The following is a 26,833-nucleotide window of genomic DNA, read 5'->3' as shown; positions in this document are numbered from 1 at the left end:
AAACAATCTAAACATCTTAGTGGAGGAATTATGAGATATTTAATTTCAATCATCGGGTTACTTGCAGTGGTAGGATTGGCTTTGTTAGTGAGTTCAAACAGAAAACAAATCAAATATAAATATATTGGGTTAATGGTTGTTATTCAGATTGCATTAGCAGCTTTGTTATTAAATACTAAATTCGGCTTTGTTTTAATCCAGGGGATTGCCACTGTATTTGGATACTTACTGGAATTTGCAGAAGCAGGGATATCATTTGTATTTGGCGGAATGGCAAATGAAGGAGAAGCACCATTTTTCCTCACAGTTCTATTGCCAATTGTTTTTATATCCGTATTAATCGGAATATTACAGCACTTCAAAATACTTCCTTTTATTATGAAGGGAATTGGCCTTCTGTTAAGTAAAGTGAACGGAATGGGTAAACTTGAGTCATACAATGCAGTTGCCTCAGCTATGGTCGGACAATCAGAGGTATTCATAACGGTGAAAAAACAATTAGGGCAGTTACCGCCTCACCGTTTATATACTTTATGTGCATCGGCTATGTCTACAGTTTCAATGTCGATTGTCGGCGCATATATGACAATGATCGATCCAAAATATGTCGTAACCGCTTTAGTGGTCAATCTATTTGGTGGATTTATTATTGCTTCACTGATCAATCCTTATGAAGTCGATGATAAAGATGATATTCTCGTTGTAGCAGAAGAGGGCGAAAAACAAACCTTTTTCGAAATGATTGGCGAATATATCATGGATGGCTTTAAAGTCGCAGTTACCGTAGGTGCCATGCTAATTGGTTTCGTGGCATTAATGGCGTGTATAGATGCCTTGTTTGATATGACTATTGGTGTATCCTTCCAACAAATACTTGGATATATCTTTGCACCATTTGCCTTCATAATGGGTGTACCATGGTCTGAAGCAGTATCCGCAGGTGGAATTATGGCTACTAAACTAGTAACTAATGAGTTTGTTGCAATGATCAGCCTGACAGAAATAGCTAATACGTTTAGTGAACGTACTCTAGGAATTATCTCTGTATTCCTTGTTTCCTTTGCAAACTTCTCCTCAATCGGAATTATATCCGGTGCCGTGAAAGGTCTACATGAAAAGCAAGGAAATGTTGTAGCACGTTTTGGTTTAAAATTACTCTTTGGAGCTACGCTTGTAAGCGTATTATCCGGTATCATTGTAGGGTTGGTTCTCTAATCATATAAGTTAGAAAAAAGCAGGTTCGAGTGCGAATCTGCTTTTTTTTTGATAGGTTTAGAAATTTTGAAGTTTACAGTACTAAGAAATTATCCCCTTAACTGCTTTATACGTAAAGAAGTGAGACCAGATGTCTTGCTAATACTGGAAGCTATTGTGTATTGAGCAGCATAATAAGTTGACATGATTAAAAAATGCGAGTATGGAACATCAGATATAAACATATTCCATGATAATATAGTGTCAGAAATGACGAAGAGTAAGCTGCCGATTATCGCATACATATTCCCGGTCATGAAGGCTGCCCATGCCATAAAAGAAATAGCGCCAATATAGATAACAACAGGAATAATCAACCCATCATTTCCCGCATCTTGAAGAGCATTTATAAGTTTATTGCCGATGATTAGGTCAAATGTAAGGAGCGGGATAATGGATAAAAGGCGGATTTTAGAGAAATTCCATCTCTTTAGAAAGCCTGCAATATAAATGAGATGTCCAATCAGAAAGAAGCTTAGCCCAATTATAAACCAGTGAAGCAGTCCATCGCCGAGCATACAAAAAAACAGGCCGGTAAGGATGAGCCCTTTATTTTTGTGTCCTTCAGCAGGTTTTTGAAGATAGGCAAAGTAGATAATCAACCACATTGGTATTAGCTTGAATAGCATTTTGATTCCAAACGGCTCAGCTGGAATGAAAAAAATATAGATAATACTCATTGCTAAAATGAGAAGAGTAAGTAATTTAACCTTCATGTAATTCCCTCCTTCCTGTGAATGTAACATAAAGTATTTGATGGAGAAAGCGGAAAATCCTTCATTTTGCTTAGTATTAGTTTTGAGAGGAAGGCAGTTTTCGATATACTGTAAGTAGAAAAGATTAAAAGAGAGTATGTGAAATATAGATGAATTCAAGTAATAAGGAAATAATTTGTGAAGTAAAACCAAGAGATAGCAAAAAATTAAGAAATGGATTTCCGCTTATTTTAAAGGAGGCTATTGTGTCTCCTCAAAAACTGCAGGAGGAAGGTCAAATTCTTAAGCTTGTTGATGATTCAGGTCGTTTTGTTGCCAAAGGATATTTTGGAAAGCAGAACAAAGGATATGGCTGGGTATTAACAAGACAGGAAAATGAATCTATTAACCAAGCTTTCTTTGATGAAAAAATCCGAAAGGCTCTGGATAAGCGAGCGCACTATTTCGAACAGGAAGATACGACAGCTTTCCGTGTATTTAATAGTGAGGGTGACGGAATTGGCGGTCTCATTATCGATTTTTATGATGGTTACTTTGTCATTCAATGGTACAGCCAAGGGATTTACTCATTTAAAGAATATGTTTTAGAGTCTTTACGCAGATTAACAGATTTTAAAGGAATCTATGAAAAAAAACGCTTCGATACAAAAGGAAAATACATTGAAGATGATGATTTCGTTGAGGGACAAGAAGGTGAGTTTCCGATCATCGTAAAGGAAAATGGCGTAAACTTCGCAGTCAATCTAAATGATGGTGCTATGGTAGGTGTTTTCTTAGATCAGCGTGATGTACGCAAAACAATCCGGGACCAATATGCTAAAGGAAAAACAGTTGTAAATATGTTTTCTTATACGGGAGCGTTTTCTGTGTTTGCGTCATTAGGTGGAGCGAAAAAGACGACCAGTGTGGATCTTGCCAATAGAAGCCGGGCGAAAACGATCGAACAGTTCAGTGTAAATGGCATTGATTATGAAGCACAGGATATCATTGTAGAGGATGTATTTAAGTATTTTAAATATGCACGCAGAAAAGAGTTAAAGTTTGATATGGTTATTCTCGACCCGCCAAGCTTTGCCAAGTCGAAGAAATTTACCTTCAGTGCAGCTAAGGATTATACAAATCTACTGAAGGAATCAATCGCAATCACGGAAAAAGGTGGTCTGATTGTTGCTTCAACAAACTGCAGTCTGTTTGGAATGGATAAATTTAAATCCTTTATCGATAGTGCATGTAAGGAAATGCATCAGAAATATAAAATTGTTGAAGAATTTTCATTGCCTGATGATTTTAGAACAATCAATGAATACCCAGAAGGTAATTACTTAAAAGTAGTGTTTATCCAATTAGGAAGATAATAAAAATGGCCTCGTAATGAATATACGAGGCCTTCTTTTTAGAAAAATAAAGCTCCGAGAGCAAAGCCGGTAATAAGGCCAAGTCCAACTGGATAGCCCCAGCCTCCGCCCCATCCCCAATAGCCATAGCCGTACTGTCCGCCATGCGGCTTAATCCATACATGACTTCTAGTGACTCGTGTAATTGTCCCGGCATGAACACGATTATGACGGTCAGTTATGCGAACATTTCTACCAATATGTTTATTGCAAAGGTTGTAATAGTTCATTCACCTGATGCCCCTTTCAAATAATGTCTTCTTTGTATTGTATTGATAGATGGACAACTTGACTGTTTGTTTACCTATAATTCCAATAAAAATCCGATGCTAAGCCAAGAACCAAAAAAAAGAAGAGGCATACAATGTGTAAAACACTGACAGAGGTGGATGATGACCACATTTACGTATATGGATTTATTATCTAAGCTTGGAATTGGAGGAGCTCATCCGGGAGGGCTAAGGGCAACAGAAATTATGCTGAAGGGTGAGCCTATTAATCAAGACACCGTCATTCTTGATGCGGGCTGTGGTACGGGACAAACCAGTGCTTATTTGTATAATACGTATCATGCGAACATCATAGCGCTCGATGCCCATCCGCTCATGATTCAGAAAGCGAAAAACAGGTTTTTGCAATTGCAATTACCTATACAGACAGTAGAGGCTTCATTGGAAGCCATCCCAATGGATGAGGGATATGTTCATTATTGTCTGGCTGAATCCGTTCTATCCTTTGTTGATATAGTGCCAGTACTTAGAGAATTAAAAAGAGTATTAAAGCCTGATGGTGTTTTGTATGCCATAGAACTGACCATGCAAGGACCTCTTTCTGAAATAGAACAAAAACAGATTGGACAGTTTTATGGATTTCAACAGATGTGGAACGAGGATAGATGGAAAGATGCTATGAAAAAGGCTGGGTTTGCGGACGTACAAATTAGAAAGTTGCCCTCCTTTTATGATGATCATGAGCCTCTGACAGAATTTCAGCCATCAGAGGATATACCCGATGCTTTATTTGAATTACTGGAACAGCATGAAAGGTTTTTGCATCAATATCGTGAAGCAATGGGCTATCGGATAATTCGTGCACAAAAATAAGGTTCTAGCAGCCCCTGAGTTTATAAGCAGATTGTTTCATAGAATAAGCCCCTTCGTGTAAAGGAGCTTTTTCTATGACATGTGATTTTTAAGGATAAGAGTAATGGGACTTATAGCAATAGAAAAAACAGCAGATAAACTTCTTTCACATAGGAAGTTTGTCTGCTGTTTTTTTAATTCACTGAAATCATAAGAAGATATTACGCTTTAGCTGTTTTACTAAGTGAGTTTTGCAGCCAATTTTTACCCTCAACTAGACGAGCTACGAGCATCGCACATACTGTGTTTCCGGTTGAGTTCAATAAGGTTGCAGGAATATCAATAATTGTGCTGATTACAGCGATAATTGGCAGCACCTCTGGTGAGAAACCAAATACAGAAAGAATGAGCATTTCTCCTATCATACCGCCGCCAGGAATCGCCCCCATGACAGCTCCAACAAGGAAGGAAACAGCAAGAATACTTAAAATGCTTGATACGCTTGTCATATCTTTGCCGAAGAGGCTGAATAGGAAGACAATCTTCAAAACCCCTCCAAAGACAGATCCATCTTTATGTGTATTGGCACCAAGAGGAATGACTGTCTCAGCAATATCGTCTGGAACTCCGATTCTCTTAGTAGCTTCCAGGTTGATAGGTATACAAGCAGCGCTTGAGCATGTTGCTATAGCAGTTACGGATGGAGGAAGGGCATTCTTCCAAAATACATTGATACCATTTTTACCTGCTGCTATATAAGCATATAAAGTAAAGAAACCAAAGAAGTAGATGATACTTAAAATCATATACAGAGCAAATGAACGGGCATATCCTTCAAGAATTTGCGGCCCAAGCTCCCCAATAATTGTGGCAAAATAACAGCCTAATCCGATAGGGGCATAGTACATGATAATTTTGACAACCTTCATTAATACTTCAGTTGCTGAGCTCATCAATTGTGCAACAGGCCGACCTTTTTCCCCAGCCATAGCTGTAGCCAATCCAACTAATACGGAAAATACGATTAATTGTAATATATGATTTTTGGATAAGAGCTCTGAGAAATCACTTACTGTAAAAGTATTAACTAACTGGCCCAGGAAAGAAATTTCTTCTGTGTCAACCACTTCAGTGTTTGACATTAATTCCTTAATGGATGATACATCGGAATCGCCAATTGGATTCATAAAAGTTGTACCGATGAAGCCGAGTACAGCCGCAATAAGAGCGGTTGTGAAGAATACGATGACAATACTGCCCATGATTTTCCCGAGACGCTTCATTTCACTCATATTTGCAATAGCGGAGGTGATACTGAAAAATACAAGCGGAACGATAATCATGAATAATAGGTTCAGAAATAAATCTCCGAATGGTTTAATAACTGCTATATCGGGACCGATAAGATATCCCGCTACCCCACCAATCGCAATCGCCAGCAGTAAGATGATGGAACCTTTATAATTCAAAAAAACTTGTTTCACTATTTTCACTGCCTCTCAAATAATTAGTACTTTAAGCATACTTGACTATTTTACCACGTTCTATGAAAATATTGCTTAAAACATGGTAAAAAGTGCTCTTAAACAGGAGGAATATCATGCATGAATTCAATAGATGGCAATCAGAGAGAAGGGGAATCCTAAATCAGGAAATAAAAGTCTTTCACATTAAGGACCAAATTGTGAATGAATTCGAATATCATTATCATGATTTTAATAAAATCATCATCTTTATTAAAGGAAACGTCACTTACATGATAGAAGGAAAAGCTTATAAACTGAAGCCATGGGATTTGCTCATCATAGGGCATGGACAAATCCATAAGCCTATTATCGACCCAACAGAAGAATATGAGCGTTTTATCATTTGGTTCGACCCAGCTATGGTTTCCAAGCATAGCAGAGAAAATAGCAATTTGTTGATGTGTTTTAATTTGGCTGCCCGCCGTGAAATTAATCTAATGCGGATTTCGGATAAGCCGCTTGAAAAAATTAAAAGCATTGTTCAGGAATTAATAGAGACTGAACGGGAGGCTGCTTTTGGAGACGATATTTTAAAATCAGCTCTGTTAATGCAATTGCTGATTATTCTTAATCGTATTTTTATCCATGATGAAGCAACAACACATTCACAGGATATCCTTTTTGATAAAAATATAACAGACGTCCTAACGTATATTAATCAACATTTAAATGAGGATCTCTCGGTACCTGTATTAGCTTCTAAATGTTATTTAAGTAAGTATCATTTAATGAGAAAGTTTAAATCCTATACAGGGTACACGTTACATCAGTATATCCTGCAGAAGAGATTATATCTGGCAAAATCGATGCTCTCGAAGGGAGAATCGATGACACATATTTCCCAAAGTGCAGGTTTTAATGATTACTCAACCTTTGTAAGGGCCTTTAAAAAGGAATTTGGGCTGTCACCGAGGGAGTATTTAAAAGCAAACAATTATGATGAGTAACAATCATGATTCCAATTCAAAATCAACATGACAAAGGACCGTGTATGACCACGGTCCTTCAGTGTTTATAGCCTTAGATTTTAAAGGAACTCTTCAGAGATACAATTAAGTTGAAGATTAAATGTTCAGCTGTTGTATCTTTAGGATCAACATTAAAGTACCCATGACGGAAGAATTGGAATTTCTCATTTGGTTGAACATCCTTCATATTTGGTTCAACAAAGCCGTTTTCTATAATTAAAGAGTTAGGGTTTACATGATCAAGGAAGCTTCCGTCTTCCTCTGCTTCTTCATCAAGAATAAGCGGCTCATATAAGCGGAATTCAGCTGGAATAGCTTGTGTAGCTTCAACCCAGTGAATAGTTCCCTTTACTTTACGTCCAGTGAAACCAGTTCCACTCTTTGTTTCAGGGTCATAGGTACAACGAAGCTCGATCACATTGCCTTCCTCATCTTTAATAACTTCTTCACATTTGATGAAGTAAGCATGCTTCAGACGCACTTCATTTCCAGGGAATAGTCGGAAATATTTTTTTGGAGGATTTTCCATGAAATCCTCTTGCTCAATATAGATTTCTCTTGAGAAAGGAATTTGGCGAGTTCCCATCTCAGGATTTTCTGGATTGATTTCTGCATCAAGCATTTCAACTTGTCCTTCCGGATAGTTGGTGATAACCACCTTTAATGGTTTTAAGATTCCCATCGTTCTTGGTGCTTTTAATTTCAAATCTTCTCTTACGAAGTGCTCGAGCATTTTCTCATCCACTATTCCGCTTGTTTTAGCGACACCAATTTCTCGGCAGAAATTACGAATTGCTTCTGGAGTATAGCCTCTTCTTCGCAGACCGGAAATAGTAGGCATTCTTGGGTCGTCCCAACCATCTACAAAGCCTTCCTCAACCAATTGTTTTAGCTTACGTTTACTCATAACTGTATTTGTTAAATTTAAACGTCCAAACTCATACTGCCTTGGTGTGCTTTCCATCTCACATTCTTTAATAACCCAGTCGTAAAGAGGACGCTGGTCTTCAAATTCCAACGTACAAATGGAGTGAGTGACGCCCTCAATAGCATCCTCAATTGGATGGGCGAAAGCATACATAGGATAGATACACCATTTATCACCAGTGTTATGGTGAGTTGCATGAGCGATTCGGTAAATAACCGGGTCACGCAAATTAATGTTTGGTGAACTCATATCAATTTTGGCACGAAGTACCTTTTCACCATTGGCAAATTCGCCATCGCGCATACGTTTAAATAGCTCCAAATTCTCTTCTACAGAACGATTACGGTAGGGACTCTCTTTACCTGGTTCAGTTAAAGAACCGCGATATTCACGAATTTCGTCTGCGGTTAAATCGTCCACATAGGCCAATCCTTTTTCAATTAAAAGAATTGCGCGATTATACATTTCTTCAAAGTAATCAGAGGCAAAGAAGAGGTTGTCCCAATCAAATCCAAGCCATTTGACATCTTCTTTAATAGATTCAACATACTCCGTATCTTCTTTCAACGGATTTGTATCATCAAAACGTAGATTTGTTTTTCCTTTAAATTCATCAGCAAGTTCAAAATTTAAAACGATAGATTTTGCATGTCCAATATGCAAATAACCGTTTGGTTCAGGAGGGAAACGAGTAATAATTTGATCTGTTTTACCTGATTTTATATCATCAATAACGATGTTACGAATAAAATTTGACGTATTGTGCTCCACCATCTTCAACCTCTTTCGCATAAACTAGTAGTTTCATTCTAATGGAAATAATCACATGTCGCAAGAAGCCTAAAAATAATTACATTTTCACTATTTGTGCGTTCTTCTAATATAGTAATTTTATTGTTTATATGTAGTATAACTGTATTTCCTCCTGCCAATACATCATAATGCTTAAAAATATAGCCCGGAGCAAGCCATCCGGACTATAATCATTCATTTTATTTGTTGTTTATGTGGAGACATCTGTAATGGAAGTAGGAGTATAGTTGACAATTTCGAGCACAATTGGACTTCCAGCCAGAATAGACCCCGCTTCAGGAACGGTAATCACTACACTTCCTGCACCTGTAGCACCCGGTGTATAGACATAAATTCCATCCATTTGGAGTACCCCATTTATAAATAATTGAGTGGCAGCATTATCTGGATTTAATGCAGGCAAGCCTGCTGGCGTATTTCCGGCATCATCAAAAAATTCAGCAGTATCAATCGTAAGTGTAGCACCCCCGGCAACATCACCTGTTACGACTGTAAAATACCGTGTAGATACAGGAGATACCGCAGTGGTAGTTGTAGCATCAATTGCCAATTTCATAATTACTAAAGGCAAAATAAACACTCCTTTCTAACAGGTAATGCAAAATATCTTTATTCACTAAACTTTTAACCCATGTGTATATATATGAAAAAGGAATAAAAAGGTTTAATGAAATTGTCCTCATGGGATAAGTGAGCAACCATTTTGAGGTGAGGAGATAACGAGGGAAGTGAAGCTAATGAGAAAAACGGATATCGATTGTTATAGTTATACCGCATCCTTGCCAAAGCCATTACTTATGCATCCAATGTTGGAGACAGAGACATATAGGTATAAAATTCCGAAAAAGGTCGAGTTATATGAATTTTATATGTATGCTAAAGAAAACCAGCGTGTTTTCTCTTACTGTGATCAGGTGAACGAGTATCGAGATAGCAAAATCCCTTCACCAGAGGACGTATCATATACGAATCTATTTATTAATGGAGTTCTGCAGCCGGCTAAAAATTATAAAGTGGTAAAAGATAAATTAATACTTAAAACAGTTGATTTACCGTTGGAAAAAACCATTTTAATTCTTCAAATGGTTAAGGTTTAAAAATCTAAAATAAAAATGGCTTTGTAAGGAGAGACCTCTTTATTATTTAGAGGGGCCTCTCCTTTATTGATAATCATCGTTTGGCATATGTATAATAAGAATCATACAAGTATGTGTTTAGTTAGGAGAAATTAATGAATACAAATGATTCAATCGTCAATGAGTTAATAAATGGATTAAAAAAACAATGGGAGTTATCCGGGTTTAAAGAAGCAACTACAGTCCAGAAGGAGACCTTTGGCCCTATATATGAAGGAAATGATGTTTTGGCAGAGTCACCAACTGGAACAGGAAAGACACTTGCTTATGTTCTGCCAATCTTAAATAAAATAAAAGCAGACGAACAAAAGGTACAGGCTGTTATTCTTGCCCCTTCAAGAGAGCTTGTTATGCAAATTTTTGAAGTTGTACAAGCATGGGCGAAAGAAACAGGCATTACGGCTGCTTCGTTTATCGGTGGTGCTAATCCAAAGCGTCAATTGGAAAAGCTGAAAAAGCATCCGCATATTGTCATTGGAACACCAGGCAGACTAGAAGAACTGATTAAGCAGAAAAAACTAAAAATGCATGAAGTGAAAACAATTGTGCTGGATGAAGGGGACCAGCTCATGATTCCTGAGCATTTGCCAACTGTTGGGACAATCATTAAAAGTACAATGAGAGACCGTCAGATCGTTTTGTTTTCAGCTACTTTGCCGGCTGGGTTAGAGGAAGAAGCCGAACAATGGATGAATGACCCTGTTAAAGTACGGGTTAAAAAGGAAGATACCGTTCAATCAAAGGTGGATCATATTTATTTTGTCACCGAGGCGCGCGATAAAATCAATATTCTTGAAAAATTGGTGAAAATGCCTGAAATGCGTGCATTGGTGTTTGGAAAGGACATCGGTAATCTGGATGTGATGGCTTCAAAGCTTCGTTTCAAGGGAGTAGATTTAGGAGTTATTCATGGCGATTCCAAGAAAATGGAAAGAGAAGCGGCTATACGTGAGTTTCGTAGGCAGGAGTCAACTATATTACTTGCTACAGATGTGGCAGCAAGAGGCTTGGACATTAAAGGGCTGCCATATGTAATCCATGTGGATTTCCCTGAAACGATTGCTCAATATGTGCATCGTTCAGGTAGGACTGGGCGCCAGGGAGAAAGTGGAACGGTTATTTCAATTGTAACGGCTCGGGAAGAACGTGAATTAAAGAAATACGCTCGTGAACTGCATATTGAAGTTCAGAAAAAGGAACTGTTTAAAGGTAAAATTGTAGATCAGAGACCTGTATATAATCAAAATTCAAAGTCTATAAAGAAGAAACCAAATCCTAAAAGATATAAAAAATAAAGAATGAATTGGGCTGGCTCTTATTGGAGTTCAGCCTTTTTATTATAGGAAAAGAGGTATGTATAAATAATCAAAGGTGGTAAAAACTAGGGGCAGAAAATAAAGAAGGAGTGAAAGGTATAATGAAAAAATTGTCTCTCTTTGTGATAATGGTCTGTGTTTTGAGCTTTACCTCCATAGGTATTTCCAATGACGTCGTACATGCGGCAGAAAATGGCGATAATCAAACAAAGCCAACTTTAACGGAGCAGCAGAAAGCAGAACTTGCTGCGATGCATAAAGAAGTAATGGAAAAGGAAAAGGCTATTGTTGAAAAGTATGTAGAATTCGGTGTAATGTCTAAGCAGAATGCTGATATGTTAAAGAATCATATGGATAAAAGATTTGAAAGGATACAGGCAAACGGATATATTCCTCCACATCCTTTTGGAGGTACCCACCCTGGTAAGCCTCCGCATGAAAACAGTCCTGGGACTGAATCTAACGAATAACAAAGCATGGATAACCTCTAAGGAATAGGAATTCTTTAGAGGTATTTTTATTTTTCCAGTAAGTTAAAAAAAGAATAGGGCACGTTAAAAATTGCTTTCTACCCTACTATTCAATTTCACTTAGATGTAATAAATTGCAGATAAATTTTAGAATTTTTAAATTTATGCTTTCATAAGTTAATGTATCGGTTATAATGAGAATGTACTTTTATGCAACCGATTGCACACCAGTAGAAGCCTATATATAATCAATTAAATAAATAATCGAGGCAAGATGGAAAGGGGCATTATATGAAAAGGCTGTTCTCAATAGATCCGTGGAAAGTTATTGAAGAAGAGTTACATAAAGAAGACTTTAGACTTGCTGAAAGTATGACAAGTCTTGGAAACGGTCATATGGGCTTAAGAGGTAATTTTGAAGAAACCTATACAGGTGATAGTCATAAAGGGACCTATGTAGCAGGCGTATGGTTTCCGGATAAAACCAGGGTTGGTTGGTGGAAAAATGGTTATCCCGATTACTTTGGTAAAGTGATTAATACCATTAATTTTATTGGAATACGTGTGTTCATTGGTGAGGAGGAAATTGACCTTAATAAAGTGGAAGTGAGTAATTACCGTCGTGAACTCGATATGAAAAATGGTGTTCTTACGAGATCCTTTACGGTCTCACAAGCTGGTAAAGAAACAGCTGTTGAGGTAGTTCGCTATTTATCAATTGCAGAGAAGCAACTAGCGGTGATTAAGTATGCGGTTACACCAATAAACCATGATAGTGTGATTACCTTTATTCCTTATCTAGATGGTGAAGTCCGTAATGAAGATTCCAATTATGAAGAAGACTTCTGGAATTTTAATTCTTCCAGCTCATCTGAGCTCATAGGTAATTTGGTTATGCAAACAAATGAAAACCCTTTCGGAACAGATAGATTTACAGTCTCTGCGACGATGGGTCTTGAAATCAATGGCAACACAGCGGATATCAAGCCGTTCCAACACGAAGAATATGTAGATAATAAAATTGAAGTTCCAACTGAAGAAGGTAAGACGGTTACGTTAACTAAATATGTGGCTATCACAACAGACCGTGATCATGCTTCAGAATTTTTAAGTGAAAAGGGTCTGGAAATTGTTAATACAGCTATGCAACAAGGCTATGAAGCTTGTTTAAAGGCACATTGCGATCGATGGGCAGAGCGCTGGGAGTTAGCGGACGTCCAAATTGATGGAGATATTGAAGCGCAGCAGGGAATCCGTTTTAATTTATTTCAGCTGTTTTCAACCTATTATGGTGAAGATGCCAGATTAAACATCGGACCTAAGGGATTCACAGGCGAGAAATATGGTGGTGCAACGTATTGGGATACTGAAGCATATGCGATTCCATTATATTTGGCAACAGCTCAGCCTGAAGTGGCTCGCAATCTTTTAATCTATCGTCATAACCAGCTCGAAGGAGCCTATCTCAATGCTGAGAGACAGGGGTTAAAAGGGGCACTATATCCAATGGTCACTTTCACAGGAGTGGAGTGCCATAATGAGTGGGAAATTACCTTTGAAGAAATCCACCGTAATGCAGCTATTGCCTATGCTATTTATAATTATGTGAATTATACAGGGGATAAGAGTTACCTTAACGAATATGGCATAGATGTACTGGTCGGGATTTCACGCTTCTGGGCAGACCGTGTCCATTACAATAAAATGAAAGAGCAATATATGATTCATGGAGTAACCGGTCCAAATGAATACGAAAATAATGTCAATAATAACTGGTATACGAATACAATGGCAGCCTGGACTTTACGTTACACCCTTGAAGTTATTGGATATTTGAAAGAGAATGGGCATGAAGCGAGATTTTCAGATTTATATATGACAGATGATGAATTAAATAAATGGCAGGATATCATTGATAAAATGTATTATCCATATGATGAGGAGAATCAAGTGTTTATTCAGCATGATACATTTATGGATAAAGATTTAATGCCTGCTTCGCAATTAAAGCCAGAAGACCGCCCGCTAAATCAGAAATGGTCCTGGGATAAAATTCTGCGCAGCTGCTTTATCAAGCAAGCGGATGTCCTGCAGGGAATTTATTTCTTGAATAATGAATATACAACTGAGGAAAAACGTCGAAACTTTGATTTCTATGAGCCAATGACCGTTCATGAATCTTCTCTGTCTCCATGTATTCATGCAATTCTTGCTGCTGAACTAGGACTGGAAGATAAAGCGTATGAAATGTATACCAGAACAGCAAGGCTTGATCTGGATGACTATAACAATGACACGGAGGATGGCCTTCATATTACAAGTATGACAGGTTCCTGGTTAGGGATTGTACAAGGTTTTGCCGGCATGAAAACATTTAATGAGGAGCTGTCGTTTGCGCCATTTATTCCGGCAGCATGGGATCGCTATAGCTTTAATATCAATTACAGAGATCATCATTTAACTATTGAAGTGAATAAAAACGAAGTGAGTATTTCACAAACTGGCCTGGCTATGAAACTAAAGGTTTACGGCAGTGAATGTGAGTTACCTGCGGATGGTGTAGTAAATATACCGCTTATGAAGGAGGACACGGTCGCGTGAGTAAGGAATTGAAGGCGTTTATCTTTGATTTGGATGGTGTTATTACGGATACAGCAGAATATCATTATCTTGCCTGGAAACAGCTTGCCAGTGAGTTGGGAATTGAGTTTACCAGAGCGGATAATGAAAGATTAAAGGGAATTTCTCGAATGGAATCCCTTGAAATCATTCTGGAAATTGGGAATAAGCAATCTTCCTATACGGTTGAAGAAAAAGAAAAACTGGCTGCGCAGAAAAATGAGCATTATATGGAGCTAATCAAGCAAATTACACCAAATGATATTTTACCTGGCATTAAACAGCTGTTGCTTGATATAAAAGCTGCCGGCTATAAGCTGGGTCTTGCTTCTGTTAGCAAAAACGCGCCGGCTGTGATGAACTCCTTACAGCTCAGTGACCAGTTTGATTATATGGTTGATGCGCATACAATTAAGAGAGGTAAACCGGATCCGGAGATTTTCTTAAAAGCCGCTGAAAAGCTAGGTGTCCCTGCTGATGAATGCATTGGGATTGAGGACGCAGAAGCAGGAGTTAAAGCCATTAAGAGTGCTGGCATGTTTGCGGTCGGAATAGGCTCTAAAGAACAACTGGCTAAAGCGGATCTCCTATACAGCAATACATCTTATCTATCGCTGGATGAATTAATAAAGGAATATCAAAACTAAGCAATTTGAGTGCGTCCCAATTTTGGGGCGCTTTTTTTAACTCTTTTTATTCCTAAGTAACAATTAAATACTTCCTCGTTAGCCTGTATTCTAAAAGATTATTACTACATAGGATTGCTAATAATATCGACCGAGTGGTCCTGCAGGCCACTGCCAGAACCTCGAACAGCGAGTAAAATGGAGCTGCCTTACTTTAATAAAGCCTCTTTATAAAGCGTTTTAAATTAAAAAAACAAACAAGTCTCTATATTTGTAATGTTACTTAATTTTTGATAATATCATAATTAAGTAACATTATAGTTAGGGGGTATTTCCTTGGAATACGTTGATCCCATAAAGGATATCCGCAAGATTACAGCAATAAAAAGGATTCTTAAAAAGCAATCTTTGCGTGATTTACTATTATTTGTTTTTGGAATTAATACTGGTCTCCGTGTCAGTGAACTGCTCTCTTTGCGGGTGGGTGATATCTGGGAAGACGGGAAGTTCAAGGAGTTCCTTTATATAAAAGATACAAAGACTTCGGAAGAGAGGGCTTTTTACCTCAACCAAAATGTGAGAGAAGCTGCGAAACATTATTTAGAAACCTTTGATTTCTCTACGGATGATTATTTATTCAAATCCAAAAAAAATCAGCAGCCAATCTCAAGGCAACAGGCATACAGGATTATTAATTGTGCAGCTAAGGAAGTGGGGATACCGGGGAAAATCGGAACCCATACGTTACGGAAGACATTCGGTTATCATGCCTATCGAAAAGGGATTGCTATTTCAATCCTGATGAACATTTATCATCATCATAGTCCTGGTGAAACATTACGGTATTTGGGAATCGACAAAAATGAAAAACTTCCTGTCAAAGTTGATGTGAATCTATAGGTATAACAGACTCCAGTTTCCTTAGAAAAGAAAAAACCCCCACATTTTTTGTGGAGGTGTCACATCATAAAGTTTCTTTGACATAGTTATCAGTCACGGTTACTTGCAGTGTTTTTTGGTTTTTCATAAATTTAAAGATACCAGTATTGAAATCAGTACCGATTTCTTTAAAGAAGATACCCTCAAATTCACTTTTCTTTGTATGTTCAAAGCTCAGCCGATAATGATTGTCTTCTTTTTCGAGATAGGCACGTACGCCTTTTTCGTAAAGGCCGTCTGGGTCATCTCTCAATGCCCGGGCGACGGATATTATATGAATGTCAACAAATGGAATATCTCGCAACAAAGTATTTATAATCGAACCTTTAGCAATCTGTTCCCAACGGCTTTGTGCTGTTTGACCAAGGATGATCTGTGAAATTTGTTTTTCACGTGCGACATCCGCTATTACTTTTGCAAACGGTCGTTTCTCATTATCTTTCAAAATGAATTCCTCTGCTTCCAATTCCTCGGCGAGCTGACGCCATCTCTCAATACTTTCGGATTTCTCAGCGTCTAGTTCATCAAAAGGACTTGGGTCCACTGTCAAGATATACAGGGGACAATCCAACATGTTGGCGATTTTACTGCCACGCTGGATCAAGCGATCACCATTGGGGCCGTAATAGACACACACAAGGATGCTTTCGTCCATTCGGCTTTTGCATTTTTTCATTAAAAGTTCACCTCTAAATAGATGGTAGTTCATTGGACTATTACGAATATAGCCTATGCCAGATTTTCAGTCAATTATTATTACACAAAATAGCGTAAATATTTCTAATATAAAAAGGGTTCGTTGGATATATCGTCACTTTTGTGTGTGCGTACAGTATTCTATGATGAAGGGAGCGCGAGGACATGATTAATTTAATGATTTTATTACCGTTTTTCTTTGCGGTTCTGATACCTTTCCTCTATAGTATGTTCAATAAAAAATTACATATAGGCTGGTTTGTTCTTTTTTTGCCGGTCATCATCTTTATCTCCTTGTTACAGTATATCCCAATTACAACTGCGGGGAATACATTGACCAGTGAATTTAAATGGCTGCCATCGTTTGGGATTAATTTCACGGCCTATGTCGACGGATTGTCCCTCTTATTCGGCTTGTTAATCACAGGTGTTGGATCGCTTGTCATTTTGTACTCGATTTTCTATATGTCCAGGGCTCGGGAGGAGCTGCATAACTTTTATGTATATTTGATGTTGTTTATGGGGGCCATGCTGGGAGTTGTTTTCTCGGATAATGTTGTCGTACTATACGTGTTCTGGGAACTGACCAGTATTTCTTCTTTCTTGTTGATTGCTTATTGGTACCAACGGAAAAAATCCAGAGAAGGAGCACGGAAGTCGATGCTGATCACCATTTTCGGTGGATTATCTATGTTGGCTGGTTTGTTGCTCCTTTCCATCATCACCGATACATATAGCATCCGTGAAATGATCTCAAAAGCCGGTTCATTGCCGGAGGATGTTCTCTTTTTGCCTGCGATGATTTTAATTTTACTGGGAGCTTTCACTAAATCAGCTCAGTTTCCGTTTAGTCTTTGGCTACCTGATGCGATGGAGGCACCGACACCAATCAGTGCTTACCTCCATTCGGCTACAATGGTTAAAGCCGGCATCTATTTGGTGGCTAGGTTAACCCCTTTGTTTGGCGGTGATGCAGTTTGGTTCTGGACGGTATCCTTGGTCGGAATTGTAACTTTATTATACGGATCCTGGAATGCAGTTCGTCAGAAAGATCTAAAGGCCTTGCTCGCTTATTCGACAATTAGTCAGCTAGGTTTGATCATGAGTCTACTAGGATTGGGGTCTGCTGCCATTTATTTTGGCTATGGCGATGAATCGAAAGTATATGCGATCGCTATTATGGCGGCTGTATTCCATTTGGTTAACCATTCAACCTTTAAGGGAAGTCTGTTCATGGTTGTCGGAATCATTGACCATGAGACAGGAACCCGGAATCTGCAAAGGCTGGGTGGGTTAATGAGCCTCATGCCGATTTCTTTCACGATCACTATGATTGGAAGTTTCTCTATGGCAGGATTACCGCCATTCAATGGATTTTTGAGTAAAGAAATGTTTTTTACCGGCGTGGTGAATGCTTCAGGGATGGATATTTTCGGGATGGAAAAGTTCGGCATGATATTCCCTGTTGTTGCTTGGATAGCAAGTATCCTAACGTTCGTCTACTGTATGATTATGGTCTTTAAAACGTTCACTGGAGAACATAAACCTGAGATGCTGTCAAAGGCTGCTCATGAACCGCCCGTCGGTATGCTGATTCCGCCTGCTATATTGGCGATGTTTGTAGTGCTGATATTCTTCTTCCCCAACATTTTGGCAAAATACATTTTAGATCCTGCCCTTATATCAATCTTGCCGGATTATGCGGCAGCAGGAGGGTTGGGTAAGGAGATTAGTGCTTGGCATGGTTTTAATACAGAATTATTGATGACAATCGGTGTCGTATTAGTTGGCCTATTGCTATACAAGCTGCTGCCTAAGTGGATCAGGGTATTCAGCTGGTATCCGCAAAGCCTGACGTTTAACAATATATACAATGAGTCTTTGCTGCTTATGGAATCGATATCTGCTTATGCAACGAAGAAGTACATGACTGGATATACACGTGATTACCTAGTTTATATTTTTGCGTTTTTTATTTTCATTGTTGGTGGTTCTCTGTGGCTGTTCAACGGTTTTGCTTTCGATATGTCTAAGGATTCACCGGTGAGCATTTATGAAGCTGTGATGGTCATTGGTATGGTGGTGACCGCTTTAATCGCACTGTTTTCCCAGTATCGACTGACATCGATTATTGCTGTTGGTGCCCTTGGATATCTAGTGTCTATTCTTTTCGTTATTTTTCAGGCACCCGATCTGGCGCTTACGCAATTGGTTGTAGAAACAGTGACAGTAGCTTTATTCCTGCTGTGCTTCTATCATTTGCCGGAGTTTCGAAAAGAAGTAAGTAAAGTTCGTTTCAAATTCACCAATATGTTGATTTCAGTTGGAGTGGGGTTGACGGTAACACTATTGGCCCTTTCCGCCAATGGAACCCGTTTGTTTGAAACGATTTCTGGGTATTTCGAAGATTCCTATACGCTTGCCGGAGCTAAAAATATAGTGAACGCGACCTTGGTTGACTTCAGGGGACTTGATACGATGGTCGAAGTGGCGGTCCTGTGTATTGCAGGATTGGCTGTCTTTACATTAATCAAGGTCAATGTTACAGGGAGGGATAAAAAATGAAGCCTAATGATATTTTATTGACGGCCGTAACAAAAGCTGCAGTATTGATTATCCTCACCTTTTCCATTGATTTGTTCTTCTCGGGGCATCACAACCCAGGAGGAGGATTTATCGGAGGGTTGGGAATTGCCAGTGCACTAGTACTCATGTATTTGACGCTTGGGACGGAAGCGGTCAATAAGATTATTCCTGTGGATTTTAAAACAGTGGCTGCGGTAGGGGTACTAATTGCAGTTCTTACGGGTGTCGGTTCATTTCTGTTCGGGGTTCCCTTTCTTTCCCAAACATACGGTTATGTTGATTTTCCGATTTTAGGTAAAACGGAACTAGCTACCGCGCTTATATTTGACACTGGTGTAGCGTTAGCTGTCATTGGTTCAGCTGTGACAATCATCCTGAGCATAAGTGAGGATCGATAATTATGGAAACAGTCATGTGTATACTTGTAGGTATTTTTTTCACAATTGGAACATATATGGTCTTATCCAAAAGCCTGTTGAGAATCATACTTGGAACTTCGGTGATAGGCCACGCTGTCAATCTTTTAATCTTAACAATGGGGGGATTAAAGACCGGGGGTCCGCCATTGTTAGGATTGAAAAGCACTTCCTTTACGGACGGGTTGCCACAGGCGCTCATCCTGACAGCGATTGTTATTAACTTTGCAGTTACAGGTCTTTTTCTGGTGGTTGCCTATCGTAGTTACCGAGTCTTGGGAACTGACGATATGAATGAATTAAGGGGAAATGAAGATGAATAATATAATCATTCTGCCGGTCATTATTCCGCTTATCGCGGGACTTATCATGGTCATATTCAGAAAAAACTTATATGCGCAAAGATCAATTGCTCTTCTGGCAATTCTAGCCACGGGAATGGTTTCAGTGCTAATGGCTATGAAAGTAAAGGTGGAGGGCATACAGGTTCTGCAGGCAGGGGGATGGGCGGCTCCTTATGGAATTAGCCTTGTCGCCGATATGTTTGCGGTCATTCTGTTGATTATAACGGCATTTGTGTCTTTCTGTTGTTTGCTTTACGCCTTTTACACAATTGGAAAGATAAGAGAGAAAAATTTCTTCTATCCACTGTTCCTGTATATGATCAGCGGTGTGAACGGATCTTTTTTGACCGGAGATATCTTCAATCTATTTGTCTTTTTCGAACTGATGCTGATTTCCTCCTATGCATTGATTACACTTGGCGGGGAGAAAAAACAGCTCAGGGAATCAATCAAATATATATTGATTAATGTCATGTCATCCTTCTTTTTCCTTGTGTCCGTTGCCTACCTATATGCTGTAACAGGTACGTTGAATATGGCGCATCTGTCTGTCCGTGTTGCGGAAGCGGGACAAAGCGGGCTGCTGACGACCGTTGCGATTTTACTGCTCATGGTTTTCAGCCTGAAGGCCGGTCTCTTGCTATTTCATTGGTTACCAGGATCATATAGCGTTCCACCTACAGCGGTGGCAGCAATCTTTGCGGCTTTGCTCACCAAGGTTGGAATTTATGCTATTTTCCGCATGTTTACATTGATTTTCTATCATCAACCGGAAATCACCCACTTGTTGATCGGAATCCTAGGGGCAGCGACAATGTTACTCGGAGCAATCGGTGCGGTCTCGAGATGGGATATAGAAGGAATTTTGACCTACAATGTTATCATTTCTGTCGGTTTGATTATGGCCGGACTTGCTGCCTTCACCACAGGCAGCATCACAGGATCCATTTTTTATCTTGTGCATGACATCAATGTGAAAGCACTGATTTTTCTAATCGGCGGTACAGTTATTTACCTAACTGGCACTGCTAAATTAAAGGAAATCAGCGGCTTGATCCGGACTCATCCGTTTCTTGGCTGGATGTTCTTTGTCGCAGCCTTGGCGTTGGCAGGTATCCCACCTTTCAGTGGTTTCCTCGGGAAAATGCTGATTACAAAAGGTACCTTTGAAGCCGGAGATTATTGGCTGGGGGCAATTGGGTTACTATCAAGCTTGTTAGTGCTATATTCTGTTATGAAAATCTTCATGAATGCATTCTGGGGTGAGACAAACCTAAGTGAAGAAATGGAGAAAGGGACAACAAGAGGGGTTATTATACCAATTACGCTTTTGACGGCTGCAACAATTTTTCTGGGATTGGGTGGAGAAATAATCTCATCTTATATCCAGTTGGCTGCCGAAGGCTTGATGAACCCTGATTTATATATCGATGCGGTCTTAGGAGAATAGTAGCTAGTCTATAAACAAAAAGGGGTGGTCGTTGTGCCCGTTCAAGTCTTGCTTAATATATTCATTGGTTTCTTATGGATGCTCTTGCAGGATAAATGGAGTTTCCCTTCGTTCTTTGCCGGATATCTAGTGGGAATCGTTATTTTGTTTTTTGTGCGTCGCTTTTTCAATAAATCCTTCTACATGGGGACATTTCTCTCTATATTAAAGTTGCTATTTGTATTTCTTAAAGAGCTCGTTTCTTCTACGGTGCTTGTTCTGAGGCAGGTCACACGTAAAAAAATAGATGTTCAGCCGGCGGTTTTTGCCTTAAAGACAGATCTGAATGGAGATTGGGAAATACCATTGTTGGCTTTGCTATTATCGCTGACACCAGGCTCCGTGGTATTGGAGATTTCGCCGGACAACAAAACATTCTATATTCATGCCATGGACTTGAAAGAATCTAAACAAGCGATTATTCAGGCAAAAATGAGCTTTGAAAAGGCGATTAAGGAGGTTACACGATAATGTTTGAAAAAGCCATGACTGTAGCGCTATTCATTTTAACGTTATCCATTCTCATTTCCATCTATCGCCTCTATAAAGGTCCATCTATGCCAGACAGGGTTATGGCACTGGATTCAATTGGAATCCACTTAATTTCAGGTGTGGCTATTTTTTCTGTACTGTTCAAATCCCATGCCTTCTTGGACATCATATTGTTGTTAGGGATCCTTTCTTTTATCGGGACTATCGCGTTTGCGAGATTCATAGAAAGGGGTGTGGTCATTGAACGTGGAAATGATAAGTGAGTGGATTGCTGCTGTCTGTATTCTTACGGGGACAATCTTAACGCTTCTAAGTGGTGTAGGGCTGATTAGGCTTCCGGATGTTTATACACGATCACATGCAGCTTCAAAAAGTACAACACTTGGAGTACTATTCATCCTTCTGGGAGCATTTCTGTTTTTTTTAATTGGTGAAGGATATGTTAGTATACGGCTGCTTCTCGGAATATTCTTTGTATTCCTGACTGCTCCGGTAGCAGGCCATATCATCTGCCGGGCAGCTTATCGCTCAAACGTAAAACTTACCGACCGTACAGTCCGTGATGATTTGAAGAAATTATTGAAGTCTAAATGAAAGATAGTTGAACTGCCCACTAGAGGTTAGACTAAATCTAACTTTTATGGGGCAGTTTTAATTTGGAAAAAAAGCGATAGGATGTCTATTCAATTCAAACATTGAAACTATGGTATATTGACAGTACATAGTTAGTAAAGGAGTTTAGAAATATGGCAAAAAGTGTAGTCATTGCTGAAAAACCTTCCGTTGCCCGTGATATTGCGAATGTACTGAAATGTACAAAGAAGGGCAATGGATTTTTCGAAGGAAACAAATATATAGTTACTTGGGCATTAGGGCATTTAGTTACTTTAGCTGATCCTGAAGCTTATGATAATAAATATAAAACATGGAATCTAGAAGATCTTCCTATGCTTCCAGAACGTATGAAATTAGTTGTCATTAAACAAACTGGAAAACAGTTTAATGCTGTAAAAGCACAATTAAGTCGCGGTGATGTGAATGAAATAATTGTGGCTACTGATGCGGGAAGGGAAGGAGAATTAGTTGCCCGTTGGATTATTGATAAAGCAAAAGTCAATAAGCCAATCAAGCGCCTATGGATATCTTCTGTAACAGATAAAGCGATAAAAGACGGATTTAATAACTTAAAACCTGGCAAATCGTATGAAAATTTATATGCTTCCGCAGTAGCACGCTCAGAAGCAGACTGGTATATCGGTTTAAATGCAAGTCGTGCATTAACAACTAAATTTAATGCACAATTAAATTGTGGTCGTGTCCAAACACCAACAGTTGCTATGGTAGCAGCACGTGAAGATGAAATCAAAAACTTTAAACCGCAAACTTATTATGGTATTGAAGCGCAAGCTGATGGGCTTAAATTAACATGGCAAGATGTGAATGGTAATAGCCGCAGTTTTAATAAAGAAAAAATAGATGCAATTGTTAAATCACTTGGATATAAAGATGCGAATGTAGTTTCTATTGAACGCAAAGCAAAGAAAAACTTTTCACCTGCCTTATATGATTTAACAGAACTTCAACGTGATGCTAATAAGATCTTTGGCTATTCAGCTAAAGAAACACTGAATATTATGCAGAAACTATATGAACAACATAAAGTACTAACATATCCACGTACTGATTCACGCTATATATCATCTGATATTGTCAGCACCATTCCAGAGCGCTTAAAGGCAATCGGCGGTAATGAGTATCGTAAGTTAGTAAATAAGATTATAAATAAGCCTATTAAGGCGACGAAGGCCTTTGTTGACGACAGTAAAGTCAGCGACCACCATGCCATCATTCCAACGGAAGGCTTCGTTAACTATGCTGCCTTTAATGATAAGGAACGTAAAATTTATGATTTGGTCGTGAAACGGTTCCTCGCTGTTCTATTTCCGGCCCATGAATTCGAGCAATTAACAGTCCATGCGAAGATTGGCCCAGAGTCCTTTATCGCCCGTGGTAAAACAGTGATTCAGCCAGGCTGGAAGGAAGTCTATAACAATCGTTTTGAGGAAGAGGAATCTGGCGATGAAGTGAAGGAACAGTTACTTCCGAAAATCAATAAGGATGACAAATTAGCAATTACGATAATATCGCAAACTTCAGGTCAAACTAAGCCACCTGCGCGTTTTACAGAGGCTACTTTACTGTCAGCGATGGAAAACCCTACGAAGTACATGGAAACTAAAGATAAAAAGCTTGTAGATACGATAAAGATAACTGGGGGGCTTGGTACAGTTGCAACCCGTGCAGATATTATAGATAAATTATTCAATTCATTCTTAATCGAAAAACGTGGTGGAAAAGATATATATATTACTTCTAAAGGACGCCAGTTACTTGATTTAGTACCGGAAGAATTGAAGTCGCCAACTACAACAGCAGAGTGGGAACAAAAACTTGAGCTAATCGCTAAAGGGAAAATGAAAAAGGCTGTGTTCATTAATGAGATGAAAGAGCATACAAAAGAAATTGTGGCAGAAATTAAAGCCAGCAATAAAAAGTATAAGCACGACAATATCTCCACAAAATCCTGCCCAGAATGCGGGAAACCAATGTTAGAAGTAAACGGAAAGAAAGGCAAAATGCTTGTCTGCCAAGATCGCGAATGTGGTCATAGAAAGAACGTGTCACGTGTCACTAATGCACGATGCCCTCAATGCAAAAAGAAAATGGAACTCCGTGGCGAAGGTCAGGGCCAAATATTTACCTGTAAATGTGGATACCGTGAAAAATTATCTGCTTTTGAAGAGAGACGTAAAAAAGAGTCTGGCGGAAAAGTGGATAAACGAACTGTACAAAAGTACCTGAAACAACAAGAAAAGGAAACGGAGCCTATCAACAATCCATTTGCTGATTTATTAAAAGGAATGAAGTTTGACTAGAGAATTAAGTTGATTTTTCAAAGTCAAAAATGCCTATCCTAATTTCAGAGGATAGGCGTTTTTGTTAAAAATCAGGAGACTGGTGAAGATCAAGTGGTACTAGTTGAATTAACGAGCCTTTACGAAGAAGACAGTTCAAAAGTTTCATTTTGTATTGATAAAGAATATACAAACTATATTTTTACCCTATATTGGAATAACCATCACATTTTGGATTAGTTTGATTTGTTTAAATTGTTTGTTAATTAGGAAACGGTATGTTACAATAAAACAGCAAAAAGGTTTGAAGATCAAAAAAATTTTTACAGTCTTTAAGTACATGCTTAGACAGAAAAGGTTTTTCTGGTTTTCTACTTTTAAAATTTTCACTAAAAGTTAGGGGGCCAAAAAAATGGTCGGAAAAGTAAAATGGTTTAATGCAGAAAAAGGTTTTGGTTTTATCGAGCGTGAAGATGGTGACGATGTATTCGTACACTTCTCTGCTATTCAAGGTGAAGGATTCAAAACTCTTGAAGAAGGTCAAGAAGTTGAATTCGAAATCGTTGATGGAAATCGCGGACCACAAGCTGCTAATGTAGAGCGTATCTAATTAAATTTAAAACCATCGGGTACAATCCTTTTCGGATTGTACCCTTTTTATATTGGCAAGCAAATAAAGCATAAGTTTCGCCTGGATGGAGCAGATTAATTGAGGATACAGTCTGATATAAATCAAAGGGCGGAATAGGATATGAAAAAAGCAGCAGCGACAAAAAATCAAGAAAAGAAAAAACTGCAATGGTGGCAGCTTTCCCTTATAGGGATAGGCTGTACAATTGGAACCGGCTTTTTCCTAGGTTCCGGATTAGGAATCAGGCTTGCCGGCCCATCAATATTAATTGCGTTTATACTTGCCGCTTGTACGACATATATCGTATATGAGGCTTTAGCAAAGATGACGGAAAAAGATCCTCAAAAAGGGTCTTTTCGTACATACTCCCGTAAGGCGTTTGGACGTTCTTTTGGATTCTTAAATGGGTGGGTTTACTGGTTTTCAGAAATGCTTATAATGGGAAGCCAATTAACAGCCCTGTCCCTGTTTTCTAGGTTTTGGTTTCCTGAATTTCCTTTATGGATATTTGCAGCCATCTACGGAGCACTTGGACTGATTGTTATTATTATTGGGGCAAAGCTGTTTGAACCGATGGAGAATGTCAGTGCAATCGTTAAAGTATCCGCAATTTTAATGTTTGTCATTATCGTGATCCTTGGCTTGTGTGGTGTGATTGATGGAAAAGAAACACTTGATTTTCCTTCAACGGTTAAGGAGGTTTTTCCTACAGATTGGAAGAAAACTTGGTCATCTCTCGTTTTTGCTTTTTTTGCCTTTGGAGGTATTGAAGTTCTGGGTATTATGTCTATGCGATTAGAGAAAAAAGAGGATGCTCCAAAAGCAGGGAGAGTCATGATTCTAGCATTAACCGTTATTTACATCATATCCCTAGGCTTAGTCGTAATGCTGTTGCCATGGGATAAGGTTAATCTAAAAGAAAGCCCGTTTTTAACGGTGCTTAGTTATTATCCATTTAGGTTCATTATGCATCTTTTTAATGGAGCTCTGATAATTGCCGGTTTTTCAACAATGTCGGCTTCACTTTTTTCTGTTGCAAATATGCTGACGACCTTAGCTGAGGATCGAGATGCCCCGAAAATATTGGGAAAAAAAGGGCGGTTCGCAATCCCTCTGCCTGCTTTTGCTGTAACAGTGACTGGTTTGCTGATCTCTATCGTTCTGTCAAGAGTGATGCCGGATAAGGTCTATGAATACTTTACGACTGGTGCGAGTTTACTCATCCTGTACAATTGGATATTAATCCTGTTGACGTATTCCAAGCTCGCTGACCTAAAAACAAAGGATAAAATAAAACGAACTATAGGGCTTGGGCTTATTTTGCTGGCTATTGTTGGGACGGTCATTGAAAAGGACACGAGAATGGGCTTTTTCGTAAGTCTAGCTTTTGTTTCTTTTGTAAGCCTGATTACAATTATTATGGCTATTATTCGAAAACGAAAACGGCCTTTAACAAGGCGAAGAATCCATAACTAAC

Annotated in this window: 26 protein-coding genes; 20 read left to right on the top strand and 6 right to left on the bottom strand. The window is 38.8% G+C overall.

Features of this window, described 5'->3' with window-relative positions; genetic code table 11:
• Positions 1-30: 30 nt before the first annotated feature.
• Positions 31-1,215 (top strand): NupC/NupG family nucleoside CNT transporter, encoded by a 1,185-nt coding sequence (locus AC4D4A_RS06455; protein WP_490995116.1) that lies wholly within the window; start codon positions 31-33, stop codon positions 1,213-1,215.
• Positions 1,216-1,304: 89 nt separating this feature from the next.
• On the opposite strand, the gene AC4D4A_RS06450 is transcribed toward AC4D4A_RS06455, so the two are convergent.
• A complete protein-coding gene (locus AC4D4A_RS06450; RefSeq protein ID WP_490995115.1) occupies positions 1,305-1,970 on the bottom strand; it encodes a lysoplasmalogenase in 666 nt (221 codons plus the stop codon).
• A 149-nt stretch (positions 1,971-2,119) separates the two neighbouring features.
• Here AC4D4A_RS06450 and AC4D4A_RS06445 point away from each other — a divergent pair, with 149 nt between their 5' ends.
• Complete coding sequence (locus tag AC4D4A_RS06445) at positions 2,120-3,325, top strand: class I SAM-dependent rRNA methyltransferase (RefSeq protein ID WP_490995114.1); 1,206 nt, start codon at positions 2,120-2,122, stop codon at positions 3,323-3,325.
• A gap of 38 nt (positions 3,326-3,363) precedes the next feature.
• Here the strand turns inward: AC4D4A_RS06445 and AC4D4A_RS06440 are convergent, their stop codons facing one another.
• Positions 3,364-3,594 carry a hypothetical protein gene (locus AC4D4A_RS06440; protein ID WP_490995113.1) on the bottom strand — a complete coding sequence of 77 codons (231 nt, stop codon included), beginning with the start codon at positions 3,592-3,594 and terminating at the stop codon, positions 3,364-3,366.
• 162 nt (positions 3,595-3,756) lie between these two features.
• Here AC4D4A_RS06440 and AC4D4A_RS06435 point away from each other — a divergent pair, with 162 nt between their 5' ends.
• Positions 3,757-4,467, top strand: a complete 711-nt coding sequence (locus AC4D4A_RS06435) for a class I SAM-dependent methyltransferase (RefSeq protein ID WP_490995112.1) — start codon at positions 3,757-3,759, stop codon at positions 4,465-4,467.
• A gap of 200 nt (positions 4,468-4,667) precedes the next feature.
• Here the strand turns inward: AC4D4A_RS06435 and AC4D4A_RS06430 are convergent, their stop codons facing one another.
• Positions 4,668-5,933 carry a dicarboxylate/amino acid:cation symporter gene (locus AC4D4A_RS06430; protein WP_490995207.1) on the bottom strand — a complete coding sequence of 422 codons (1,266 nt, stop codon included), beginning with the start codon at positions 5,931-5,933 and terminating at the stop codon, positions 4,668-4,670.
• Positions 5,934-6,046: 113 nt separating this feature from the next.
• Here AC4D4A_RS06430 and AC4D4A_RS06425 point away from each other — a divergent pair, with 113 nt between their 5' ends.
• Positions 6,047-6,919: an AraC family transcriptional regulator gene (locus AC4D4A_RS06425; protein WP_490995111.1), complete on the top strand. Its 873-nt coding sequence runs from the start codon at positions 6,047-6,049 to the stop codon at positions 6,917-6,919.
• Between the two features lie 73 nt (positions 6,920-6,992).
• Here AC4D4A_RS06425 and AC4D4A_RS06420 read toward each other — a convergent pair whose 3' ends face one another.
• Positions 6,993-8,642 carry a glutamine--tRNA ligase/YqeY domain fusion protein gene (locus AC4D4A_RS06420; RefSeq protein ID WP_490995110.1) on the bottom strand — a complete coding sequence of 550 codons (1,650 nt, stop codon included), beginning with the start codon at positions 8,640-8,642 and terminating at the stop codon, positions 6,993-6,995.
• A 229-nt stretch (positions 8,643-8,871) separates the two neighbouring features.
• Positions 8,872-9,261 carry a DUF4183 domain-containing protein gene (locus AC4D4A_RS06415; protein ID WP_490995109.1) on the bottom strand — a complete coding sequence of 130 codons (390 nt, stop codon included), beginning with the start codon at positions 9,259-9,261 and terminating at the stop codon, positions 8,872-8,874.
• A 157-nt stretch (positions 9,262-9,418) separates the two neighbouring features.
• Between AC4D4A_RS06415 and AC4D4A_RS06410 the strand changes: the two genes are divergently transcribed.
• The 6 genes from AC4D4A_RS06410 (at position 9,419) to AC4D4A_RS06385 (ending at position 15,748) form a co-directional block, all read left to right on the top strand.
• Positions 9,419-9,778, top strand: a complete 360-nt coding sequence (locus tag AC4D4A_RS06410) for a DUF4183 domain-containing protein (RefSeq protein WP_490995108.1) — start codon at positions 9,419-9,421, stop codon at positions 9,776-9,778.
• A gap of 134 nt (positions 9,779-9,912) precedes the next feature.
• Entirely contained in the window at positions 9,913-11,112 is a 1,200-nt protein-coding gene (locus AC4D4A_RS06405; RefSeq protein ID WP_490995107.1) for a DEAD/DEAH box helicase, read from the top strand.
• A gap of 122 nt (positions 11,113-11,234) precedes the next feature.
• Positions 11,235-11,603 (top strand): YckD family protein, encoded by a 369-nt coding sequence (locus tag AC4D4A_RS06400; RefSeq protein ID WP_490995106.1) that lies wholly within the window; start codon positions 11,235-11,237, stop codon positions 11,601-11,603.
• Between the two features lie 291 nt (positions 11,604-11,894).
• Positions 11,895-14,204, top strand: coding sequence for a glycoside hydrolase family 65 protein (locus AC4D4A_RS06395; RefSeq protein ID WP_490995105.1), 2,310 nt, complete (start codon positions 11,895-11,897; stop codon positions 14,202-14,204).
• Positions 14,201-14,869 carry a beta-phosphoglucomutase gene (gene pgmB, locus AC4D4A_RS06390; protein WP_490995104.1) on the top strand — a complete coding sequence of 223 codons (669 nt, stop codon included), beginning with the start codon at positions 14,201-14,203 and terminating at the stop codon, positions 14,867-14,869. The genes AC4D4A_RS06395 and pgmB overlap by 4 nt, the downstream gene beginning before the upstream one ends.
• A 315-nt stretch (positions 14,870-15,184) precedes the next feature.
• Positions 15,185-15,748, top strand: coding sequence for a site-specific integrase (locus AC4D4A_RS06385; protein WP_490995103.1), 564 nt, complete (start codon positions 15,185-15,187; stop codon positions 15,746-15,748).
• Positions 15,749-15,812: 64 nt separating this feature from the next.
• Here the strand turns inward: AC4D4A_RS06385 and AC4D4A_RS06380 are convergent, their stop codons facing one another.
• A complete protein-coding gene (locus AC4D4A_RS06380) occupies positions 15,813-16,463 on the bottom strand; it encodes a universal stress protein (protein WP_066109492.1) in 651 nt (216 codons plus the stop codon).
• A gap of 185 nt (positions 16,464-16,648) precedes the next feature.
• Here AC4D4A_RS06380 and AC4D4A_RS06375 point away from each other — a divergent pair, with 185 nt between their 5' ends.
• The 10 genes from AC4D4A_RS06375 (at position 16,649) to AC4D4A_RS06330 (ending at position 26,832) form a co-directional block, all read left to right on the top strand.
• On the top strand, positions 16,649-19,048 hold the full coding sequence (locus tag AC4D4A_RS06375; RefSeq protein ID WP_490995102.1) for a Na+/H+ antiporter subunit A: 2,400 nt from the start codon (positions 16,649-16,651) through the stop codon (positions 19,046-19,048).
• Positions 19,045-19,467 carry a Na(+)/H(+) antiporter subunit B gene (locus tag AC4D4A_RS06370; RefSeq protein WP_490995101.1) on the top strand — a complete coding sequence of 141 codons (423 nt, stop codon included), beginning with the start codon at positions 19,045-19,047 and terminating at the stop codon, positions 19,465-19,467. Before AC4D4A_RS06375 ends, AC4D4A_RS06370 begins: the two co-directional genes overlap by 4 nt.
• A gap of 2 nt (positions 19,468-19,469) precedes the next feature.
• Positions 19,470-19,808 carry a Na(+)/H(+) antiporter subunit C gene (locus AC4D4A_RS06365; protein WP_490995100.1) on the top strand — a complete coding sequence of 113 codons (339 nt, stop codon included), beginning with the start codon at positions 19,470-19,472 and terminating at the stop codon, positions 19,806-19,808.
• Positions 19,801-21,279 carry a Na+/H+ antiporter subunit D gene (locus AC4D4A_RS06360; protein WP_490995099.1) on the top strand — a complete coding sequence of 493 codons (1,479 nt, stop codon included), beginning with the start codon at positions 19,801-19,803 and terminating at the stop codon, positions 21,277-21,279. The genes AC4D4A_RS06365 and AC4D4A_RS06360 overlap by 8 nt, the downstream gene beginning before the upstream one ends.
• A 33-nt stretch (positions 21,280-21,312) precedes the next feature.
• On the top strand, positions 21,313-21,789 hold the full coding sequence (locus tag AC4D4A_RS06355) for a Na+/H+ antiporter subunit E (RefSeq protein ID WP_490995098.1): 477 nt from the start codon (positions 21,313-21,315) through the stop codon (positions 21,787-21,789).
• Positions 21,789-22,073 carry a Na(+)/H(+) antiporter subunit F1 gene (locus tag AC4D4A_RS06350; protein ID WP_066109471.1) on the top strand — a complete coding sequence of 95 codons (285 nt, stop codon included), beginning with the start codon at positions 21,789-21,791 and terminating at the stop codon, positions 22,071-22,073. The genes AC4D4A_RS06355 and AC4D4A_RS06350 overlap by 1 nt, the downstream gene beginning before the upstream one ends.
• Positions 22,051-22,404, top strand: a complete 354-nt coding sequence (gene mnhG, locus AC4D4A_RS06345; RefSeq protein WP_217491087.1) for a monovalent cation/H(+) antiporter subunit G — start codon at positions 22,051-22,053, stop codon at positions 22,402-22,404. The genes AC4D4A_RS06350 and mnhG overlap by 23 nt, the downstream gene beginning before the upstream one ends.
• Before the next feature lie 152 nt (positions 22,405-22,556).
• Positions 22,557-24,746, top strand: a complete 2,190-nt coding sequence (locus AC4D4A_RS06340; RefSeq protein ID WP_490995097.1) for a DNA topoisomerase III — start codon at positions 22,557-22,559, stop codon at positions 24,744-24,746.
• Positions 24,747-25,137: 391 nt separating this feature from the next.
• Positions 25,138-25,335 carry a cold shock domain-containing protein gene (locus AC4D4A_RS06335; RefSeq protein ID WP_066109465.1) on the top strand — a complete coding sequence of 66 codons (198 nt, stop codon included), beginning with the start codon at positions 25,138-25,140 and terminating at the stop codon, positions 25,333-25,335.
• A 141-nt stretch (positions 25,336-25,476) separates the two neighbouring features.
• The gene (locus AC4D4A_RS06330) at positions 25,477-26,832 is read left to right on the top strand and encodes an amino acid permease (protein ID WP_490995096.1); all 1,356 of its coding nucleotides are present in this window, start codon (positions 25,477-25,479) and stop codon (positions 26,830-26,832) included.
• The last annotated feature ends 1 nt before the right edge of the window (position 26,833 follow it).

This window comes from Pradoshia sp. Z5_111 (genome assembly GCF_058267535.1).
This window is presented reverse-complemented; position numbering and strand designations above follow the sequence as displayed.

Bases quoted from the DNA above. Each gene is read 5' to 3' on its own strand.
- AC4D4A_RS06335 (WP_066109465.1), top strand. From the start codon at position 25,138: ATGGTCGGAAAAGTAAAATGGTTTAATGCAGAAAAAGGTTTTGGTTTT.
- AC4D4A_RS06400 (WP_490995106.1), top strand. From the start codon at position 11,235: ATGAAAAAATTGTCTCTCTTTGTGATAATGGTCTGTGTTTTGAGCTTT.
- AC4D4A_RS06410 (WP_490995108.1), top strand. From the start codon at position 9,419: ATGAGAAAAACGGATATCGATTGTTATAGTTATACCGCATCCTTGCCA.
- AC4D4A_RS06450 (WP_490995115.1), bottom strand. From the start codon at position 1,970: ATGAAGGTTAAATTACTTACTCTTCTCATTTTAGCAATGAGTATTATC.
- AC4D4A_RS06375 (WP_490995102.1), top strand. From the start codon at position 16,649: ATGATTAATTTAATGATTTTATTACCGTTTTTCTTTGCGGTTCTGATA.
- AC4D4A_RS06405 (WP_490995107.1), top strand. From the start codon at position 9,913: ATGAATACAAATGATTCAATCGTCAATGAGTTAATAAATGGATTAAAA.
- AC4D4A_RS06380 (WP_066109492.1), bottom strand. From the start codon at position 16,463: ATGAAAAAATGCAAAAGCCGAATGGACGAAAGCATCCTTGTGTGTGTC.
- AC4D4A_RS06445 (WP_490995114.1), top strand. From the start codon at position 2,120: ATGAATTCAAGTAATAAGGAAATAATTTGTGAAGTAAAACCAAGAGAT.
- AC4D4A_RS06365 (WP_490995100.1), top strand. From the start codon at position 19,470: ATGGAAACAGTCATGTGTATACTTGTAGGTATTTTTTTCACAATTGGA.
- AC4D4A_RS06330 (WP_490995096.1), top strand. From the start codon at position 25,477: ATGAAAAAAGCAGCAGCGACAAAAAATCAAGAAAAGAAAAAACTGCAA.
- AC4D4A_RS06350 (WP_066109471.1), top strand. From the start codon at position 21,789: ATGTTTGAAAAAGCCATGACTGTAGCGCTATTCATTTTAACGTTATCC.
- AC4D4A_RS06360 (WP_490995099.1), top strand. From the start codon at position 19,801: ATGAATAATATAATCATTCTGCCGGTCATTATTCCGCTTATCGCGGGA.
- AC4D4A_RS06425 (WP_490995111.1), top strand. From the start codon at position 6,047: ATGCATGAATTCAATAGATGGCAATCAGAGAGAAGGGGAATCCTAAAT.
- AC4D4A_RS06435 (WP_490995112.1), top strand. From the start codon at position 3,757: ATGACCACATTTACGTATATGGATTTATTATCTAAGCTTGGAATTGGA.
- AC4D4A_RS06420 (WP_490995110.1), bottom strand. From the start codon at position 8,642: ATGGTGGAGCACAATACGTCAAATTTTATTCGTAACATCGTTATTGAT.
- AC4D4A_RS06395 (WP_490995105.1), top strand. From the start codon at position 11,895: ATGAAAAGGCTGTTCTCAATAGATCCGTGGAAAGTTATTGAAGAAGAG.
- AC4D4A_RS06455 (WP_490995116.1), top strand. From the start codon at position 31: ATGAGATATTTAATTTCAATCATCGGGTTACTTGCAGTGGTAGGATTG.
- AC4D4A_RS06340 (WP_490995097.1), top strand. From the start codon at position 22,557: ATGGCAAAAAGTGTAGTCATTGCTGAAAAACCTTCCGTTGCCCGTGAT.
- AC4D4A_RS06370 (WP_490995101.1), top strand. From the start codon at position 19,045: ATGAAGCCTAATGATATTTTATTGACGGCCGTAACAAAAGCTGCAGTA.
- AC4D4A_RS06440 (WP_490995113.1), bottom strand. From the start codon at position 3,594: ATGAACTATTACAACCTTTGCAATAAACATATTGGTAGAAATGTTCGC.